Below are 18,630 nucleotides of genomic sequence, written 5' to 3'. Positions count from 1 at the left end.
TATCAAACGATTTTGCTGGTTTAATTAAGAAAGACGCTAGCTCGAACGATATGAAGCTATAGGCGAAGATCTGACGTGTCTACAGGGAACACGTATTTCAGGTCATACAGGACATGATTATCGGTTTTTCCGAGTTTGCGTATCGAAGATGCGCCAATTTCTCGAAACTGCTTGTGGGCCAAGGCGACGATGACTCCATCATAGGTATCTTCTTCAAGTTCTGATATAGGCTTGATGCCATATTCGTGCAAGGCCTCATCCGCATTAATCCACGGATCGTAAATGTCGACCTGCACGTTATAATCATGCAGCTCCCGCACAATATCGATTATTCGAGTGTTGCGCAGATCGGGGCAATTTTCCTTGAACGCAAAGCCGAGAATCAGGATGCGCGCACCGTCCACGTGGATTCTTTTCCGAGTCATCGCTTTGATTAGTTGACTGGCTACATATGAACCCATCGCATCATTCAGGCGGCGGCCAGCCAAGATGATTTCGGGGTGATAGCCTACCGACTGAGCTTTGTGGGTCAAGTAGTAGGGATCGACACCGATGCAATGGCCACCAACAAGGCCAGGGCGGAACGGCAAGAAATTCCACTTGGTTCCGGCGGCCGCAAGGACCGCTTCCGTATCGATACCCATCTTGTTGAAGATCAGCGCGAGTTCGTTGATCAAGGCGATATTGACGTCGCGTTGTGTATTCTCGATGACCTTGGCGGCTTCGGCGACTCGGATCGATGAAGCCTTGTGCGTGCCTGCCCGGATGATTGTGCGGTAAAGCGAATCGACCAGTTCAGCGATTTCTGGTGTAGAACCCGATGTCACTTTTTTGATATCGGCCACGCGATGCTCTTTGTCGCCGGGATTAATCCGTTCAGGGCTGTAACCCGCGAAAAAATCGACGTTGTACCGCAGGCCAGAGGCGTGTTCCAGCACAGGTACGCAATCTTCTTCGGTTGCGCCAGGATAGACTGTGGATTCGTAGATGACTACGTCGCCGCGTTTCAGCGCCTTGCCTATTGTTTCGCTGGCTTTGAGCAAAGGCGTCAGATCGGGGCGTTTAAACTCGTCTATTGGAGTCGGCACTGTAACGATATAACAGTTGCAATTGGCTAGATTGGATTTGTCCGTGGTGAAGCTGAGACCGAGCGCCTGCTTCAGTTCGTCTTCGCTGACTTCCAATGTGGTGTCACGGCCAGCCTTCAATTCGGTTACTCGAGGCTCGTTAATATCGAAGCCGACGACGTCTCGGATCTTGCCAAACTCTACAGCGAGGGGAAGGCCGACATATCCCAGACCCACGACCGCGAGCTTAATCTCTTCTTGTCTATTCATGGTGCTCTAGTGTGCGAAAATGACAGAATAAGTTTTCGAAGGGAATTCTTGACGGATAAATTTATACCCGATTGGCAGTAGAAGCCGCCATTGATCTGCGTATCGTGAATAACAACATTACGAAAATTCTTGAAAAGCTGGACATCCGGTTTATGCGGTTCGCGCCAGAAGTTGCTGAGCGGCCCTTGGTCAGTCAGGCCGGGAATGTCATAGATAGCACGCCCCAGCGTCTTCGTTGGTTTTCCATGGAGGAGAGCGGATCCACCAACGGTGCTGTTAACGGTAATAACGGCCCTGGCGGCATTGATCAACGCCGGCAAGTGGCCTCCATCGATGTAGAGTACGCGCCGTCCGATTTGAAGTTCCGTACTCAGAGCCCGAATCTGCTTCGCGTAATTCACGATGCCGGGATCCAACGGATGAGCTTTTATAAGTAAAAGGGTGTTCTCGGGGGCATGTGCGGAAAAGGATCGGATCACTTCTTCAATGACCTCGCTCATATTTTCATATTTGGAATGAAATATGATCTGGGAGTCAGTCGCAAGTTGCAGCGGGAATAGGTAATAGGGCTGAACCTGTGGATCGAGCGTAAGGCGCGTTTGAACCGATTGGGCGCGGCGACGGTAGATGTGAGCGCCCATTCCTTTGCGCAGATAATTGGTGTATTCAACGGCTGGACTGTAAGGTACGTGACTTTGTACGCCACGATGAAGAATGGGATTTAGTCCGGCCCAGAAGTTATAGCCGATATCATATGCGGCGCGCTTCCAAAATGGGGATATAAAGGCGACGCCGTTGTCGTAGGCAGGAACTTCTTTAGCCCGCTCGCGATAATAGTCGGGGTCGGAAGGCAGTGCCGAGTGCCCGTTTACGCCATCTCGTTCCAACGTGACCCAGTAAGGGCGGAAGTAGCCTTCTTCGAAGACATGGACGCGCACGCCGGCCTGCTTGGCGAGCGCTACCGCAGGTTGATGGACGGGACGGCAGTCGCCGAAAAGCACTATATCGCTAATGCCCTTGCGCTCGAATTCTTGGTGATAGAACTCCGTCAAGCTGCTCATCGGCCCTCGGAACGATGTTTCGTGGCCCTGACGCCAATAGACTCGATCACCGACAGTGAAATTTACCTTGTGCACCGAGCAGCCCGTTTGGCGGAGCCCCTTAGCCAAAGCCGGGAAGAAAGGGGAACAGACCCCTTGCAAGAACAGAAATCGCTGCTTGCTGCTCATCGCTGTACTAAAAATCCGGCTTTGGCCCACAAACGAAGTTTGTGGAGCTGTCGTTGTATGTAGGATTTTCTGACGCTCGACAACCGATTCGCGGACAGCAATTCGGATCGTTGCTGAATGATTCTGCGAAGCGATGTTTCGCAGGTGGTGTATCCGTTCAACACCCAATCCCAATAGACGGGGTAGTGAAGCATCACACCTGCAATAAGCTCGTTCAGCGTCAATGACCGTTCACGTCGCGGCGCTTCCATGTGGTCTGTGGTCAAACCCCACCCTGCGTAGAATGGCATTCCATATGTGACGACTGCTTTGCCTCGAAGTAAGGCGTCAAAGCCGCTTAATGAAGTCATCGTGTGCACCTCGTCGCTCGATTTTATGCAGCTGACGATCGATACTTTCGTCTCGATGTGGTTGGCATATTGCAGGGCGTCATGGGCGTGTATCTTGCCCCTGCGGTTCCGAACGGCTACATCGGGATGCGGTTTGTACACCAGGAAAGAATCGGGATTGGCTCGACGGGCGGCTTGGAGCAGAGAAAGGTTATCGCGGACCGGTCCGCAGCCGTACTGGATGGAAGCGTCATCTTCAACTTGGCCGGGCACAAGGATGACTCGCTGGGCCACTCCAGCCCAAGAGGGGGACTCTGTAGGTTCGATGTTGTACTTTGTCAGTTGGTTTTCAACGATCAATGCACGCACCTTTTCCGCTCGAAAATTATCTCGCTCAGTAAACTTCCTGGTATTCAGAAGGGTCTCGAGGTCGCTGCCCTGGCGCGCATCGAAATATAATCCATGGCCGTCCATGACCAACGCATGCGGAGCCACAAAATCCGATCCCAATCCGACGGATCGTATAAAACCATCCTCCATGCGAAGCAGTCTGGCTCCCGTTTCACGGGCCAAAGCGTCAATCATATTCGGCGCAGATGCTCCCCAGACGATCAGCCGGTCGTTCGCACTGGGATTTAGCTTCCGGACCGCTTGCGCGTCTGGGACGAAGTGCACGGAGTCGTGATTGGGGCTAAGGAATGAGCGGACGTTCTCCGCTTTCCATCGTCGATAGCCAACTGCGATGCTGCGACCGGGTAGAGCCCGCTGCATCCTCCGCTGAAGGTCCAGCCAATCAATCACGTCAAAAATTGAACCCTGTTCTAAGGTTTCAGGATTCAAGTAGCGCGTGTAATGAAGATAGGCAGCCGCAAATAGTTCGTCTACGGTTCGTGTTCGGGTACGCCTATGGCAGCTTATGCGGTCTGTGGTTGCCCCCCAGCCAGCAAACCAAGGAAGGCCAAAACAAGTGACGGGGATGCCGCGCAGTAACGCTTCAAAGCCGAAATGGGAAGTCACGACATAGACGTGATCCATCATCGGCAACAGGCTAGCCGGCGAGACAGGATCCCGCAGCAGGATGGTGTGGCTGTCCTCGGGTGTGTTGGATAGGTAGCCTTGTTTCGCCCCTCCGCTAACCTCAGGATGCGTTTTGATGTACAGAACCGCGTCCGGGTGCGCTTCACGCGCCGCGTTGAGCATTTCTTCAAAAGACTTGTCATTGGCCAGTCCATATTTGATGCTGGCGTCCCCGACAGTCTGATCGATGATAAGCACGCGTTTGGCAATAGTGGGGCCGGGTAGCGTTTGAAGGTCTGGCGCGAGATTGTATTTACTGAGACCTTTCTCCAAGATCTGATCGCGTGCACTTGCGTACTCCTGCCCCGGCCCTTGCAATACGTCCGTGTCCGACGCAAGGAGCGATTCCAGGGCGGAACTACGGTCAGCCGCGTAATAGATTCCAAGGTCGTCCACCACTAGGGATAGGGCGGGATAGTCAGGGCCCGTGCCGTACGAGCGCAAGAATCCGTCCTCCAAGCCTATAAAGGGCAGGCCGCAACTTTGAGCAATCGCGCGAGGGCGGGTCGTAGAAGGACGGAATCCCCAGCCGGCAAGTGCGCTCAAATTACGATTGGATGGGCGCGAGCCTGGACGCAAATACGCTATTGACTGTCCGAGCAGGGCGTTCATTCCAGGCTGTTGCGACAGCCGGCGGGAGTAGGTTCCAATAGTCACAAGTAAATGGGTGATCGATATTCGGGCGTTGGTTCATCTACAAAAGTGACTCAGGATAGTCGCGCGAAAGCGAGAATCGTCCGAGATATCTGCTCTTCCGTATGCATACAAGAAATAAAAAACCTCAACCTAGCCGACTTCTCCGGCACTGCCGGATACAGAATCGGCTGCACATTAATCCCTTGTTTAAATAGCGCCGCTGAAATCCGCGTTGCCTTCAACGAGCTCCCCATAATCGCCGGCACCACCGCCAACCCGGTGCTCGTCCCGGTATCAATCCCCGCCGCCTTAGCCTGTTCCAAAAAGAACTTCCCCCGCGCCTGTAGCGCAGCCACTCTTTCCGGCAATTCCTTCATCCGCCGCAACGCCGCCAACGCCGACGCCGCAACACTGGGCGGCATCCCCACGCTATACAAAAAACTCGGCGCCAGGAACTTCAAATGCTCCACCAGCGCCGTCTCCCCCGCGATATATCCGCCGCAGCCCGCCAGCGTCTTGCTCAGCGTGCCCATCCAGATATCCACGTCCTTGCCATCCACGCCAAAGTGCTCACGAATGCCATATCCACGCGCACCCATCACGCCCAGCGAATGCGCCTCATCCACCATCAGGAACGCGCGATGGCGCTGCTTGATTTCAATGAAGCGGGGCAACGCCGGAAAGTCGCCGTCCATGCTGTAAATCCCTTCCAGCACGATCAGCACGCGTTCAAACTGGTGGCGCTGTTCGTTCAGGATGCTATCCAGCGCTTCCCAATCGTTGTGCGGGAAGGGCAGGCGGCGCGCGCCTGACAGTTGGATGCCTTGTAGGACGCTGTTGTGGATTAATTCATCGTGCAGCACCAGGTCGCGCGGGCCGAACAGGTAGCCGATGGTCGACACGTTCGTGGCGTGGCCGCTGACGAAGGTGATGGCGTCGTCGACGCCGTACAAGGCGGCGATTTCCTTTTCCAGTTCGCGGTGTATCGGGCGTTCGCCTGAGACCAGGCGGCTGGCGGATACCGATGTGCCGTATTGGTCGATGGCTGCCTTCGCGGCCGCGGCAACGACGGGGTCGCCGGACATGTTCAGGTAGTTGTAGCTGGCGTAGTTGACGAATTCGCGGCCGCTGATGTGCGTGTCGGCGCCGGCGGTGCCTTCGTGCAGTTTGAAGAACGGGTTCTTCACGCCCAGGCGCTTGGCGCCGTCGTTGATGATGCGCAGTTGCTGGTAGCCCGGATGCAGGTGGAAGCGGTAATGCTCTTCGGGAATCTCGGGCTTCTTTTCAGCGGGGCGCGCGGGCGTCTGGCCGGCCGGCGTAGACGCCTGGCGCAGCTTGCGCTCCAGCGCTTGCTGGATGAGTTTGTCCTTGATGCCGGCCGCCAGGCCGGGCAACTTTTTCATGGTGCTCAATTAATTCTGGCCTACTGGATCATGCGTTGCATGGGGAGACTGCCGTTCATCTTGATTTCGTCGACGAACTCGGACACGGAACTGGAGCCGACTTCGGCGGCGTGGCTGGCGACCACCTGTTGCACGCTGGCGGTCACCGCATCGCTTGTCGCGTCGTCATGCTCATCGCGCAGCAACAACACCAACCGCTCAGCCAGCTTTGCGGGCGTGGGGCTTTCGTTCAGCGCCATGACCGGCAGCCGGATACCGAAGCGGTTCTCCAATGCAACCACCAGTTCCACGCCCATCAGCGAGTCCAGGCCCATGTCGTAGACAGAGCGTGTGGATTCAATCTTGTCGGGCGACACGCGCAGAATCTCGCCGATCTCGGCTTTGAGCATGTCGGTAAAGCGCTCATGCAGTGTGGCGTCGTCCAAGGTGGCGATCATCTGGGCGATGTCGTCGGCGCCGCCGTCTTCATCGCCGCTTTCACCAGCGCGCCGTGCAATGTCCGAAAACTTGGGCAAGCCGGCGGTGGGCAGGAAGCGGCTGAGGGCGCGCCAGTCCAGTTCCAGTACGCCCAGGCCCGAGGCGTCCGTGACGAGCATGTCTTCCAGTGCATCCAGGGCGACTTGGGATGCCAATGCGCCGCCACCCATGCGGCCTTGCAGGGCGTCCTTGATCTTCTGGTTGCGAGCCAGGAAGCCGACGTCGTCGATGGCGCCCCAGCGCACGCAGGTTGCGGCCAGGCCGTCGGCGCGGCGTTGGGCGGCCAACCGTTCCAGCCACGTGTTGGCGGCGACGTAGTTGCTTTGGCCGGGGTTGCCGAACAGCGTCGTGGCCGACGAATAGAACACGAACAAGTCCAGCGGCAAGTCGCGGGTCAGCTCGTGCAGGTACTGCGCGCCAAGCACCTTGGCGGCGAGCGTGCGTTGAATTTGAGCGGGGGTGGCGCTGCGCGCCAAGCCATCATCGATGACGACCGCCGCGTGCACCACGCCTTTCAGCGGGGGCAGGGTGGCGGCCGTTTCGTTAAGCAGGCGGGCGAGGGCGTCGCGGTTGGTGACGTCGCAGGCTGCGGCGTGGACTTGCACGCCTTGGCTGGCGAAGGCTGCCAGCGCGGACTGCGCGTCCTCGCTGGCGGGGCCGCTGCGGCTGATCAGGATCAGGTTGCGAGCGCCCTTGTCGGCAAGCCATTGTGCGGTGCGCAGCCCGAAGCCGCCCAGTCCGCCGGTGACCAAGTAGGTGGCGTCGGCGGGCAGCGTCAAACCTGAGGCCGCATGGATGGCGGGCGCATGGACGCCGCTGATGCCGTTGCGATACGTGATGACAATCTTGCCAATCTGGCGGGCCTGCTGCATGTAGCGGAAGGCGTCGACGATGTCGTTCGCGTCGAAGACGGAATAGGGCAGCGGATGCAGTGCGCCCTTGCGGAACAGCGCCATCATCTCGCCGAACAGGCGTTGCGTCAGGTCGGGACGTTCGTTCATCAGTTGATCGGCGTCGATGCCGAAGTAGCTGATGTTGTTGCGGAACGGGCGCAGGCCGATGCGGGTGTTCTCGTAGAAATCGCGCTTGCCCAGCTCCAGGAAGCGGCCGAATGGCTTGAGCACCCGCAGGTTGCGGTTGATGGCTTCGCCGGCCAACGAGTTCAGCACGACGTCGACACCGCGGCCATCGGTGTCAGCCAGGATTTCATCGGCGTACGACAGGGAACGCGAGTCATAGATATGACGCACGCCCAACAGGCGCAGCAGGTCGCGCTTTTCGTCGGAGCCGGCGGTGGCGTAGATGTCTGCGCCCAGCCACTGCGCGAACTGGATGGCGGCGATGCCGACGCCGCCCGCGGCACCGTGGATCAGAATCTTCTCGCCTTCTTCCAGGCGCGCCAGGTGGTGCAGCGCGTAGTAGACCGTGAAGAAGGTGCTGGGAATGGTGGCGGCCGCTTCGAACGAGAAGCCGTCGGGGATATGGGAAATGGCGCTGGGCTTGGTCAGCACGCGGTCGCCGAAGCTGGCGGGGCCGAAGCCCACGACGGCGTCGCCGACGGCATAGCCGTCCACATCGGCGCCCACGCGGATGACCGTGCCCGAGAATTCCAGGCCCAATGTGGGGCCGGCGAAACCGTTTTCGATGGCCTCGTCGGACAGCAGGCCCAAGGCGTACATGACGTCTCGGAAGTTCAGGCCGGTGGCTTCGATGCGGACTTCAAGTTCGTCATCGGCAGGCGCGGGTGCGGGGCAGGATTCCCAGCGCAGGTTGCGCAACTGGCCAGGGAATTCAAAGCCCAGGCGGATGGCCTGGGACGCGCGGGACGCGTCGGATGCCTGCGCGGGGCGCGCAGCCTGTTGCAAGCGCGGGGCGAAGCGCGCACCGGTTGCGCCGAGGATGATTTCGTCTTCGTTGTCCAGATGCGTCAGCTCACGCACCACGCTGTCGGTCAGCAGGCCGGCTTGCGCCAGCGGCAGGTCAACCAAGCGGATGCGGAAGTTAGAGGCCTCGTTGGCCAATGTGCGGCCGTATCCCCACAGCGACGCGTCGTTCAACGCGTGCATGCCGGCGCTGGCAACGGCCTTGCCGCACAAGTACTGGGCGGCGTCGGCCGTGATCAGCCAGACCGTTGCGCTGGTCTGGCTGCGTTCACATGCCTGGATGACGGCGGCGGCCAGGCCGCAGCGTCGCGTTTGCTTGGCCAGCAATTCTTCGGGCGTTTCGTGAGCGTCAGCCCACGCCAGACCGTCCAGGTGAACGACATGGTTGACTGGGCCGGTGGCGCCGTTGCGCAGCAGTTCGTCCAGCGCGTCGGCATCAACCGCAGTGGCGATGCGCACGTGGTGGCCAAGAGCGGCAAGTTTGTCGTTCAGGGATTGCGCCAGACCTGCGCCATGCTCAGGGTTGCGATCCGCCAGGATCAGCCAGTTGGCGGGTTCGATGTTCGCGGCCGTGTGGGGCGCCGCATCCGCGTGTTCACCCAAGCGCGACGTCAGCAGATAAGCGCCACTGGCGAACGAATCCGCGAAGGCCATCGGGCTGTCGCAATCCAGGCCCATTGCTTGCAGTTCTTCCTGCCAGAATTCGGCGGGCTGTTGTGTGGACAGCTGTGCGCCGTCTTCGCTGGTTTGCCACCAGCTGGGGCGGGCGCCGAAGACGAAGTCACCCCAGGCAGCGGGATGGGCGCCGCAGAGCAACAGGACGCCACCGGGCCGCAGGCTGGCGCGTGCGTGGCGCAGGGCGGCGCGGGCGGCTTCCAGCGTATCGAACTCGCAGTGGAAAAGGGCAAGGTCGCATCGCGCGGTGGCGGTGGCGCCGCCTTCGCCGATGAATTCGGTCTGCGCGTTTGGATAGCGTTCCGACTGCTGGTGGACGACATGGTCCAGCACGTCGCGGTTGTTCGACGCGTAACAGTAGTCAGAGACGTTGAAGTCCAGGGCGTCGCAGCAGCTTGAGGCAAACAGCGGCGCGGCTTGGCCGACTTCGATCACGGCCAGGCGTTGGCCAGGCAGCCGATTGGTTTGTGCTTGCGTCAGGGCCGCGTTCAAAGCGGAACCCAGGCGCTGGCCACTGGCGGCGCCGAGCGCGCTGCGGCTGATCGAGGCGGGCGTGCTGGCCCGCGGGCAGACGTCATCCAGCGAGGCTTCACCGCGCAGCAAGGCAGGCAAGTGCAGGCCAACGCGGCCAACGGCGTGAACGATCTGGGCGTAGTCGGGATATTCGCGCAGCAGCGTGTTCCAGATATCACCCGTGCCGCTTTCGCTTTCGTCCTTGGGCGGCAGGTGGATGCCTGCGGCTGAGGCCTCGGCGTAGCCAGCCGCCGTCAGACGGGCGATGGTGTGTTGCAGCAGCAAGGCGGAATCCGGCGCGTGGCGGCACAACTCCGTGATCAGGGCTTGCGGGAGCAGCAGGCCGTCAGGCGCGATCTGGCGCAAGGCGTCCAGCGAGAAGCCATCGCACAGGCTTTCCAGCAGCGGGTCTACTTCTTCCGAGTAGCGGGCGTGGGCGCCGTGCTGGGCGCAATCGGCGATCGCGTCGCGCAGTGCCGTGTGCAGGACGTCGTGGTCCAGCGGGTTCGGGCCGAATGGCGCATGCGGTCGCGGCGTGGCGACGGCGTCCAGAAAACTCAGGTGATCGGCGGCGGGCTTGCGCAAGCGGATGCTGCGAAAGCGGGCTTGCTCAACGGCCGCAATCTGTTCGCCTGCTGCATTGAAGAGTTCAAAGCTGGCGGTCAACGAATGCGGCGCACGGCGTTCCAGGCGGACACGGGCAGCGGCGGGTTGGCCAGCATTGGCCCGCAGGCTCAGGCGGCCGATCTTCGATGGAACGAAGGCAATGCCTTGGCCCATGGCCGGGTCATTGCGCAGCAGCTGGATGATCAGTTGGAAGGCGCAATCCAGCAGGGCGGGATGCAGGTGAGTGGCGCCGAGTTCGGCTTCCAGGCTGCTGGGGGCTTGCAGCACGGCCAACACGCTGGTGTCAGATTCTTGCCAGCCATGCGACACCGCGCGGAAGGCGGGGCCGTAATCCAGGCCCACGGCACGGGTCAGCGCATTGTGCGTGTCGCCAGTGAAGTCGGGGGCGCGGGTGGGCAGGGTCAGCAGATCTTGGTGCAAACGCGCCAAGCCGGGTTCACGCAACAGGCGGCCGCTGGCGTGCTTCACCCAGGGCTCCGAGCTATTGGTGTCCTTGGCGGTGATGCGGAAGCGGCCATCGGAATCGTCCAGCAGGAAGCGCGTCAGTTTGCTGGGTGACGCGTTCAGCAGCAGCGGAGCGTGGATTTCCAGTTCTTCAAGTTCGGCGCAATCGCCGGCTTGCCATTGCAGCGCCGCGGCCAGCGCGATTTCAGCAAAGCCCGTGCCGGGGAACACGACGGCGTCGCCGACAATGTGGTCCGCCAACGCCGGGTGCGACTGCGTATCCAGCTGGTTTTCCCAGGTGTGATCGTGCTGCTGCATGGGGTAACCCAGCAGGGGATGCACCAGGCGGCGTGACAGCAGGCCAAGTGATTCTGGCGTGGTGGGATGCCAATGGCGCTCGCGCTGCCACGGATACGAGGGCAGTTCAACCGCCGGCCCTTCCCACGGGAAGAGCGATTGCAGATCAATTTGCGCGCCGCTGATGATGACCTGGCCGGCTGCGTTCCAGATCTTTTCGGGGTCATCACCACCACGCGTGGACGTGCTGAGTGCGCGGCCTTGGATGTCAGCGGTCTTGAAGGTGTCGTTCAGGTAAGAGCGCAGCACCGGGTGCGGGCCGACCTCGACAAAAACGTTATTGCCCTGGGCTGCCAGCTGATTGGCGGCCTGTTCGAAGCGAACCGGCTCGCGCACGTTGCGCCACCAGTAATCGGCGGTGAGCTCAGCGCCGTCGAGAGGGGCTCCGGTGACCGTGGAGTAGAACGGGATATCGCCTGACCGGGGCTGGATTTGCGCCAGGGCGTCACGGATGCCGGCCTCGATGGGATTCATCGCGGGGCTGTGGAAGGCGTAGTCCAGGTCCAGGCGGCGGAAAAACAGCGCTTGCTCGGCCAACGCGGCTTCCAGGATGGTCAGGGCGTCAGGCGAACCGGCTACGGTCGACCCGCGGCTGCTGTTGAAGCCCGCCACGCACAACTGGTCGCCCAAGTTGTGCAAGGCGATCAACGCTTGTGTCTCTTCGCCGCTGATACCCAGCGCCGTCATGCGGCCGTGGCCCTTCGTCTGGCCTTGCAGCCGGCTGCGCTGGAAAATGACGCAGACCGCGTCGGGCAACGTAAGCGCGCCGCAGGCCCAGGCTGCGGCCACTTCGCCAACGCTGTGGCCGATAACGGCCGAAGGCACGACGCCCCGTTGCGCCAGCATGCGCGTGATGCCGACTTGCAGCGCGAACAGCGCGGGTTGGGCAATTTCAGTGCGGGCGTAGCGGTCGTCGCCATTTTCGCCGGCCAATTCTTTATGCAACGAGAAATCGGCGTATTGCGAGAACAGGGCGTCGACTTCGTCGATCGCCGTGGCGAAGACGGGGTCAGCCAGCAGGCGGCGGCCCATGTTCGCCCATTGGGAACCGTTGCCGGAATAGACCATCACCGGGCCGTGGGCGCGGTTAAGCGCCGTGCCGGCCACGACGCCGTGATGCGTGTCGGCGTCGCTGGCGAATTGTTCTAGCAGGTCGGCGACGGTGTTGCATTGGGTGCCGAAGACGACGGCCCGTTCACCATGCCAGTCGCGCCGCATGGCGGCATGGTAGGCGGCGTTGTAAAGGAACCGGGCGGGTTGACCACGCAACACGTCAGCCATTTGCCGCGCCGCAGCCTTCAGCGCCTGCGACGACTTACCCGTAACGATGACGGGAATCGGCGCGGTCTTGGCCATCTTGCCTTCGGAGGCGGGGCTGCGCGGGGGCGCGCTTTCCAGGATGACGTGAGCGTTGGCGCCGCCGAAACCAAATGAGTTGACGCCCACCACGAGCTTGCCCGTTTGGCGCAGCTTGCGGTTCTGCGTGACGACGTCCAGATTCCAGTTCTGGAATTCGATCTTCGGGTTCAGCGTCTTGATGCCGATGGTGGCGGGCACGACGCGGTGGCGCAGCACATACATCGCCTTGACCAGACCGGCCACGCCCGAAGCGGCTTCCAGGTGGCCCAGGTTGCTTTTGACCGACCCGATAGGCAGCGGCGCGTCTTTGCTGCGTTGCTGCGCAAGGGCCGCGCCGATGGCGCGGGTTTCGATCGGGTCGCCAACGGCGGTGCCGGTGCCGTGGGCTTCCAGGTAGTCGATGTCAGCAGGCGAGATGCCTGCTTGTTCGTAGGCCTGGCGCATCAGCGTGGCTTGTGCATCGGCGCTGGGGACGGTCAGACCCGACTTGCGGCCATCGGTGTTGACGGCGGAGCCGGCAACGACGGCCAGGATGTTGTCGCCATCCGCGACGGCCTGATCGTAGTCCTTCAGCAGGAATACGCCGCCGCCTTCCGAGCGGACATAGCCGTCGCCCGCCGCGTCGAACACGTTGCAGCGCCCGCGGGGCGACAGCATCGATGCCTTGGAGAATGTAATAAAGCCGTAAGGGTGCAGGTGCAGACTCACGCCGCCAGCAAGGGCCTGGCTGCATTCGCCGGAGACGATGGCGCGGCAGGCTTGGTGGAAGGCCACCAGCGATGACGAGCAGGCGGTGTCCATGGCGATGCTTGGGCCGCGCAGGTCGAAGAAGTACGACAGGCGATTGGCGGCGATGCTGGCGGTGTTGCCGGTTGCCATGGAGGCGTCGACAGCGTTCAGATCTTCAGCCAGGCGGTAGGCGTAATCGGAACTGGCGATACCTATATAGACGCCGCAATTGGTGCCGCGCAGCGTCGACGGGCGCACGCCTGCCTGTTCGATGGCTTCCCAGCTCATTTCCAGCAGCAGGCGCTGCTGCGGGTCCATGAGGGCGGCTTCGCGCGGGGAAATACCAAAAAAGCCGGCATCGAAGCCAGAGACGTCGCCAATGGAGCCGGCGGCAAACGTATATGCCGTGCCAGGATGCTCTTTGCCCGGGTGCAGATAGGCGTCTGCCGACCACCGGTCTTCCGCCACGCGGGTGACCAGATTGCGGCCATCGAGCAGGGCCGGCCAGTAGCTGTCCGTGGTGGTGCTGGGGAATCGGAACGAGAGTCCGATGACGGCAACGCGCTTAGCCATGCAGTGTCCTTCTACCCCAACGGGAAGCCGACAGGGAATTTGAATTTGCGGTCACGCCGCAGGGGGAAAGAGGGCCGGTAAGGGCCTGGGTGCCGAAGAGGCCGATCGCCTGCCGCACCAGATCAAGTGTTGATCCGGATGCGGACGTCAGGCGTGGCCGTCGGTGTGGCCCGAGCTGCTGGTTCTCCGTTCCGCCGCCATCACGAGGATGGCCCCCTTGCTTTGGACACTGCTTTGGCGCTGCTGCCGGCGCGCCATCTGAATGCTCGTTATGGTCATTACTTAGTTCTTGTGCTTCGCCGCTCGGCACATGCCTTCTCTTCCGCTCGCTTGGGCAAGGGCGGGGCATGATTGCGGATGAGCCGCGGAAACAAATTGATTTAAACGGAATGATTTTACTGTATGCCAAAGATACGACTGCCCTTGGCCTAGGTATGTAACCCCGAGCCCCCCACAGGAAACATTTGAGGCTCAGCTGTCATTTTGCTGTCTCTACGCTTCTGGGCGGGTAGGATATCAATCATTTGTAACTTATTTCAGGCAAGATTAATCAAAACGATTCAGGCGTAGCCAAAGCTGACGCCAATTTCGTAATCCGCCGCAAAAATTGCAATATTTGCCAAAACATCGTGCTAACAGCGGGCAAAAGATCGCAATTGTACGAAGTTGTCAGTACAGAAAAGACGACGCGCGCCAGATGGCGCGCGCGAAGATGCAACAAAACGCATTTGTTTCAAGACAACCCGCAGACCGGCACCGGAGAAATGCGCTTGGCAGGCGTTGGAATCCGCCAGGAAGCTCGCCGGCGCAAGGCGCCAAATATCTTCAACCCTTGCGGCCAATCGTCCAGCCCGCTCTCCGCATTGATATGCCCGGCGCCCGGCAGGATGACGACGCGGCTGCCCCAGTCTTGCGCGAAACTGCGGGCGCGCTCCAGCCGGCAGTAGGGGTCATTGTCGCTGGCGACGACGACGCTTTGAAAGGGCAGGGGCTGGCGGGCGATGGGGGCGAAGCCCCGCAGGCAGTCGGGCGCATCGGGGCGTTCGACATCGGCGGGTGCCACCAGCAGCGCACCGGCCACTTTGGCGCGTAAGGGAACAGGCAAGGCGGCGCTGATCAGGCAGCCCAGGCTGTGGGCGATCAGCAGCACCGGGCTGCGCGCGTGGTCAACTTCTGCCGCCAGCGTGGAAATCCATTCCGCCGCCGACGGGTTTTCCCAGTCGCGTTGCTCGATGCGCACGGCGTGGGGCAGCAGGGCAGCCCAGCGCGATTGCCAGTGGTCGGGTCCGGAGTTTTTCCAGCCCGGGACGATGATCGGTTGGAGTCTCATGGCGGCCATCATGCCGCGCCACGTTAGTAACTCAAACGAATAAATCGTCTTTTGCATATACGGTGACGGGTATAAGCCGACGCCGCACCGCGATGCGGCACTCAGCCGCCGGCGATGCGCCCGAAGCCGTGCCGRATCGGCTCTAAATAGTGCGTTTTTTCGGTGTATGCTTGCCGTGCAAATGCACCGTAACGGGGCGTGACCATATCGATATCCGGCGTCCGCCCGGTTAAAAAACCAACGATTACAAGCGATTAAGGGAGTCCACTCATGAAGCCAGTATTTCGTCTGACCCCGGTCATCGCGGCGCTGGGAGTCGCCGCTGGCCTGACGTTTGCCGCGGGAGCGCACGCGCAAACCATCAAGATCGGCGTGGTTGGCCCGACCACCGGCGCCGTCACGCAGTATGGCGACATGGTCCGTGAGGGCGTCGACACCGCAATCGAACGCATCAACGCCTCGGGCGGCGTCAACGGCAAGAAGCTGGAAGCCGTGGTCATCGACGACGGCTGCGAACCCAAGCAAGGCCCGGTTGCCGCCAACCGTGTCGTGAACAGCAAGATCGGTTTCGTCGTGGGCCACGTGTGCTCGGGCGCCACCATCGCCGCTGCCGACATCTACAACAACGAAGGCGTCGTCATGGTTACGCCTTCGGCCACGGCGCCTGCCGTGACGGACGGCAAGAACTACGAGTTCATCTTCCGCACCATCGGCCGCGATGACCAGCAAGGCCCGGCGGCTGCGAAGTTCGTGCTGGAAAAGATCAAGCCCAAGAAGGCCGCCGTGCTGCACGACAAGCAGTCGTACGGCCAAGGCATTGCCACGGCGGTGAAGAACGATCTGGAAAAGGGCGGCGTGCCCGTCGCCATCTTTGAAGGCATCAATGCCGGCGACAGCGACTACTCGGCCGTCATCACCAAGTTGAAGAGCCAGGGCGTGGACTTCGTCTACTACGGCGGCTACCACCCCGAAATGGGTCTGCTGCTGCGCCAGGCCGCCGAACAAGGCGTGAAGGCCAAGTGGATGGGTCCGGAAGGCGCGGGCAACCCCGACATCAACGCCATTGCTGGCGATTCCGTCGAAGGCATGCTGCTGACGCTTCCGGCCGACTTCACGCAGAACGCCGCCAACGCGGACATCGTCAAGTCCTTCGAAGCCAAGAAGCGCAACGCCGGCGGCGCCTTCCAGATGACGGCCTACACGGCCACCCAAGTCATTGCGGACGGCATCAAGGGCGCGGGCTCCGACGACCCGACCAAGGTCGCCAAGTACCTGCACGCCAACTCGTTCGATACGCCGATCGGCAAGGTGTCGTGGAACAAGCAGGGTGACCTGAACAACTTCGAGTTCGACGTGTTCACCTGGCACAAGGATGGTTCCAAGACCGTCTACAAGTGATGCCATGCGGGCTTAGCGCCCGCGGCATCGGATGCGCCAGCCAGCGCATGACAACCGGGCCGGAAGCCTTAGTCTTCCGGTCCGGTTTTTTTGACCTTCTTTTGTCCGGACCCCATGACCAAGGCCCTGTTAGTCGAAGACGATCCAAAACTCTCGCGCCTGATTGCGCAGTTTTTGGAGCAGCACGGTTTCAATGTCGCTCAGGCCTATCGCGGTGATCATGCCGTGGAGGCATTCCGCCGGCACGAGCCGGCCATCACCATCCTGGACCTGATGCTGCCCGGGCGGGATGGGCTGCAAGTCTGCCGCGACCTGCGCGCATTTTCGTCGGCGCCCATCCTGATGCTGACCGCCCGCGAAGACGATCTGGACCAGATTCTGGGCCTGGAATCCGGCGCGGACGATTACGTCATCAAGCCGGTTGAGCCGCGCGTACTGCTTGCGCGCATCCGAGCACTGATGCGCCGCCACAACCAGTTGGACGAGCCGCCGGAGCATCTGGAGTTTGGGCCGCTTTCGATCGACCGCCGCACGCGCGCCGTGGTGCACGCGGGCGTCGAGGTCGATCTGACGACCATGGAATTCGAAATGCTCTGGGCGTTGGCGAGCCAGGCCGGGCAGGTGTTGACGCGCGACGATCTGCTCAACGCGGTGCGCGGCATCGAATTCAACGGGCTGGACCGCAGCGTGGATGTTTGCGTCAGCAAGCTGCGCCGCAAACTGGATGATGATCCGCGCGACCCAGCGCGCATCAAGACCGTGTGGGGCAAGGGCTATCTGTTCTCGCCCAAGGCGCACGAGGGCAGTGATGCTTAAGTTCGTCCTGCGGCTCTTCGTGGTGCTGGCGATTGGGTTTGTGCTGTCAAACGAAGTGGTGGACCGGACGGCGAATTATTTCTTCGAACCGGTCAATGTGGACTACACGCGCGAAGCCGTGCGCGGCCAGTTGCACAGCTTGAAGCAGGAATTGGCCAGCGTTGCGCCCGAGGCGCGGCGCGACTATGTCCGCGACACCTTGGCGCCGCATTACGGGCTGATCTTGCAGGTGCTGGACCCCGCCGACTACAACGCGGCGGATTTCGCGCTGACCGATGACGAGCGGCGCACCATCGAGGCGGGCGGGTTCTTCCTGCGCGACAAGATGATGAGCTTCATTGCCGCCATTCCCGGTCCGGGCGCGCAATGGCTGCTGGTCAAGATGCCACCCGAGCCACCGGTCGGCACGTGGGTGATTGTCATCATCTACTCCGCGTTGGGCCTGCTGTTGTGCGCGTTCATGCTGGTCTGGGCGTTGCCGATCTGGCGCGATCTGGAAGCGCTGAAGACCGCTGCGCAGCGCATGGGGCAGGGCGACTTGCAGGCGCGGGCCCGGCTGTCGCGCTATTCCAGCATCCGGGCGCTGGGCGACACCTTCAATCAGATGTCCGACCGCATCAGCACGCTGATCAGCAACCAGCGCGAGCTGACCAATGCGGTATCGCACGAGCTGCGCACGCCCATTGCCCGGCTGTCGTTCGAGCTGGACATGATTGACCGCGAGGCCGACCCGGCAGCCCGCAAGCGCCTGGTCGAAGAAATGAAGAGCGATGTCGCCGAGCTGGACGGCATGGCGTCGGAATTGCTGATGTATGCGCGCCTGGAGCACAAGAGCGACGATGTGCCGCTACAGGCGCAGGATGCGCGCGGCTGGCTTGATTCGGTGGTGCAGCACGCGGCCTTTGAAGCTGGATTGTCGGGCGTGCGTTGCGTGGTCGCGCAATGCGATACGGCCGAGGTGCGGTTGCATCAGCGCTACATGACGCGCGCGTTGCTCAACTTGCTGCAGAACGCGATTCGGCATGCCGGCGGACGGGTTCAGGTTGCGCTGACCAGCCCGGCGCCGCAGGAATACGTGCTGACGGTGGACGACGATGGCCCGGGCGTGCCGCCCGCCGATCGTGATCGTATCTTCGAACCTTTCATCCGCCTGGATGAAAGCCGCGACCGAGGCACTGGTGGCACCGGCCTGGGTCTGGCCATCGTCAGCCGTGTGGCGCGCTGGCATAACGGTTCGGCGCAAGCGTCCGATAGCCCGTGGGGTGGCGCCCGTTTTGTGATCAGCTGGAAAGCCGCCTGAGCGCGCGGCAACGGGCGACGGCGCAGGCGTAAAGAAACTTCACAAACGGCGCGCCGAATCTTCACAAACTCCATACAAAGCGGGAAAGATCGCGCTCGGGCGCGTGGATAGCATCACGGCATTCACCTTACACAGGTT

The 18,630-nt window shown here is 61.2% G+C and carries 9 protein-coding genes; 3 read left to right on the top strand and 6 right to left on the bottom strand.

The features are described from left to right. Positions 1–56 precede the first annotated feature (56 nt). From tviB to AC1DB0_RS00300, 6 genes are all read right to left on the bottom strand, one after another. Positions 57–1,337 carry a Vi polysaccharide biosynthesis UDP-N-acetylglucosamine C-6 dehydrogenase TviB gene (tviB, locus tag AC1DB0_RS00325; protein WP_476756819.1) on the bottom strand — a complete coding sequence of 427 codons (1,281 nt, stop codon included), beginning with the start codon at positions 1,335–1,337 and terminating at the stop codon, positions 57–59. After that, a complete protein-coding gene (locus AC1DB0_RS00320; RefSeq protein ID WP_476758561.1) occupies positions 1,334–2,566 on the bottom strand; it encodes a capsule biosynthesis protein in 1,233 nt (410 codons plus the stop codon). Before AC1DB0_RS00320 ends, tviB begins: the two co-directional genes overlap by 4 nt. Next, complete coding sequence (locus tag AC1DB0_RS00315) at positions 2,563–4,584, bottom strand: capsular polysaccharide biosynthesis protein (protein ID WP_476756821.1); 2,022 nt, start codon at positions 4,582–4,584, stop codon at positions 2,563–2,565. The genes AC1DB0_RS00320 and AC1DB0_RS00315 overlap by 4 nt, the downstream gene beginning before the upstream one ends. A gap of 95 nt (positions 4,585–4,679) precedes the next feature. Beyond that, entirely contained in the window at positions 4,680–6,011 is a 1,332-nt protein-coding gene (locus AC1DB0_RS00310; protein WP_476756822.1) for an aminotransferase class I/II-fold pyridoxal phosphate-dependent enzyme, read from the bottom strand. A gap of 20 nt (positions 6,012–6,031) precedes the next feature. Next, a complete protein-coding gene (locus tag AC1DB0_RS00305; protein WP_476756823.1) occupies positions 6,032–13,648 on the bottom strand; it encodes an SDR family NAD(P)-dependent oxidoreductase in 7,617 nt (2,538 codons plus the stop codon). A 733-nt stretch (positions 13,649–14,381) separates the two neighbouring features. Continuing rightward, a complete protein-coding gene (locus tag AC1DB0_RS00300) occupies positions 14,382–14,978 on the bottom strand; it encodes an RBBP9/YdeN family alpha/beta hydrolase (protein WP_476756824.1) in 597 nt (198 codons plus the stop codon). Positions 14,979–15,248: 270 nt separating this feature from the next. Here AC1DB0_RS00300 and AC1DB0_RS00295 point away from each other — a divergent pair, with 270 nt between their 5' ends. The 3 genes from AC1DB0_RS00295 to AC1DB0_RS00285 all read left to right on the top strand — a co-directional run bounded on the left by AC1DB0_RS00295 (position 15,249) and on the right by AC1DB0_RS00285 (position 18,492). Beyond that, a complete protein-coding gene (locus tag AC1DB0_RS00295; protein WP_476756825.1) occupies positions 15,249–16,376 on the top strand; it encodes a branched-chain amino acid ABC transporter substrate-binding protein in 1,128 nt (375 codons plus the stop codon). 114 nt (positions 16,377–16,490) lie between these two features. Beyond that, entirely contained in the window at positions 16,491–17,192 is a 702-nt protein-coding gene (locus AC1DB0_RS00290) for a response regulator (RefSeq protein ID WP_054421957.1), read from the top strand. Further along, on the top strand, positions 17,185–18,492 hold the full coding sequence (locus AC1DB0_RS00285; protein WP_476756826.1) for an ATP-binding protein: 1,308 nt from the start codon (positions 17,185–17,187) through the stop codon (positions 18,490–18,492). The genes AC1DB0_RS00290 and AC1DB0_RS00285 overlap by 8 nt, the downstream gene beginning before the upstream one ends. The last annotated feature ends 138 nt before the right edge of the window (positions 18,493–18,630 follow it).

Source organism: Achromobacter sp. 10T422, from assembly GCF_056394065.1.
This window is presented reverse-complemented; position numbering and strand designations above follow the sequence as displayed.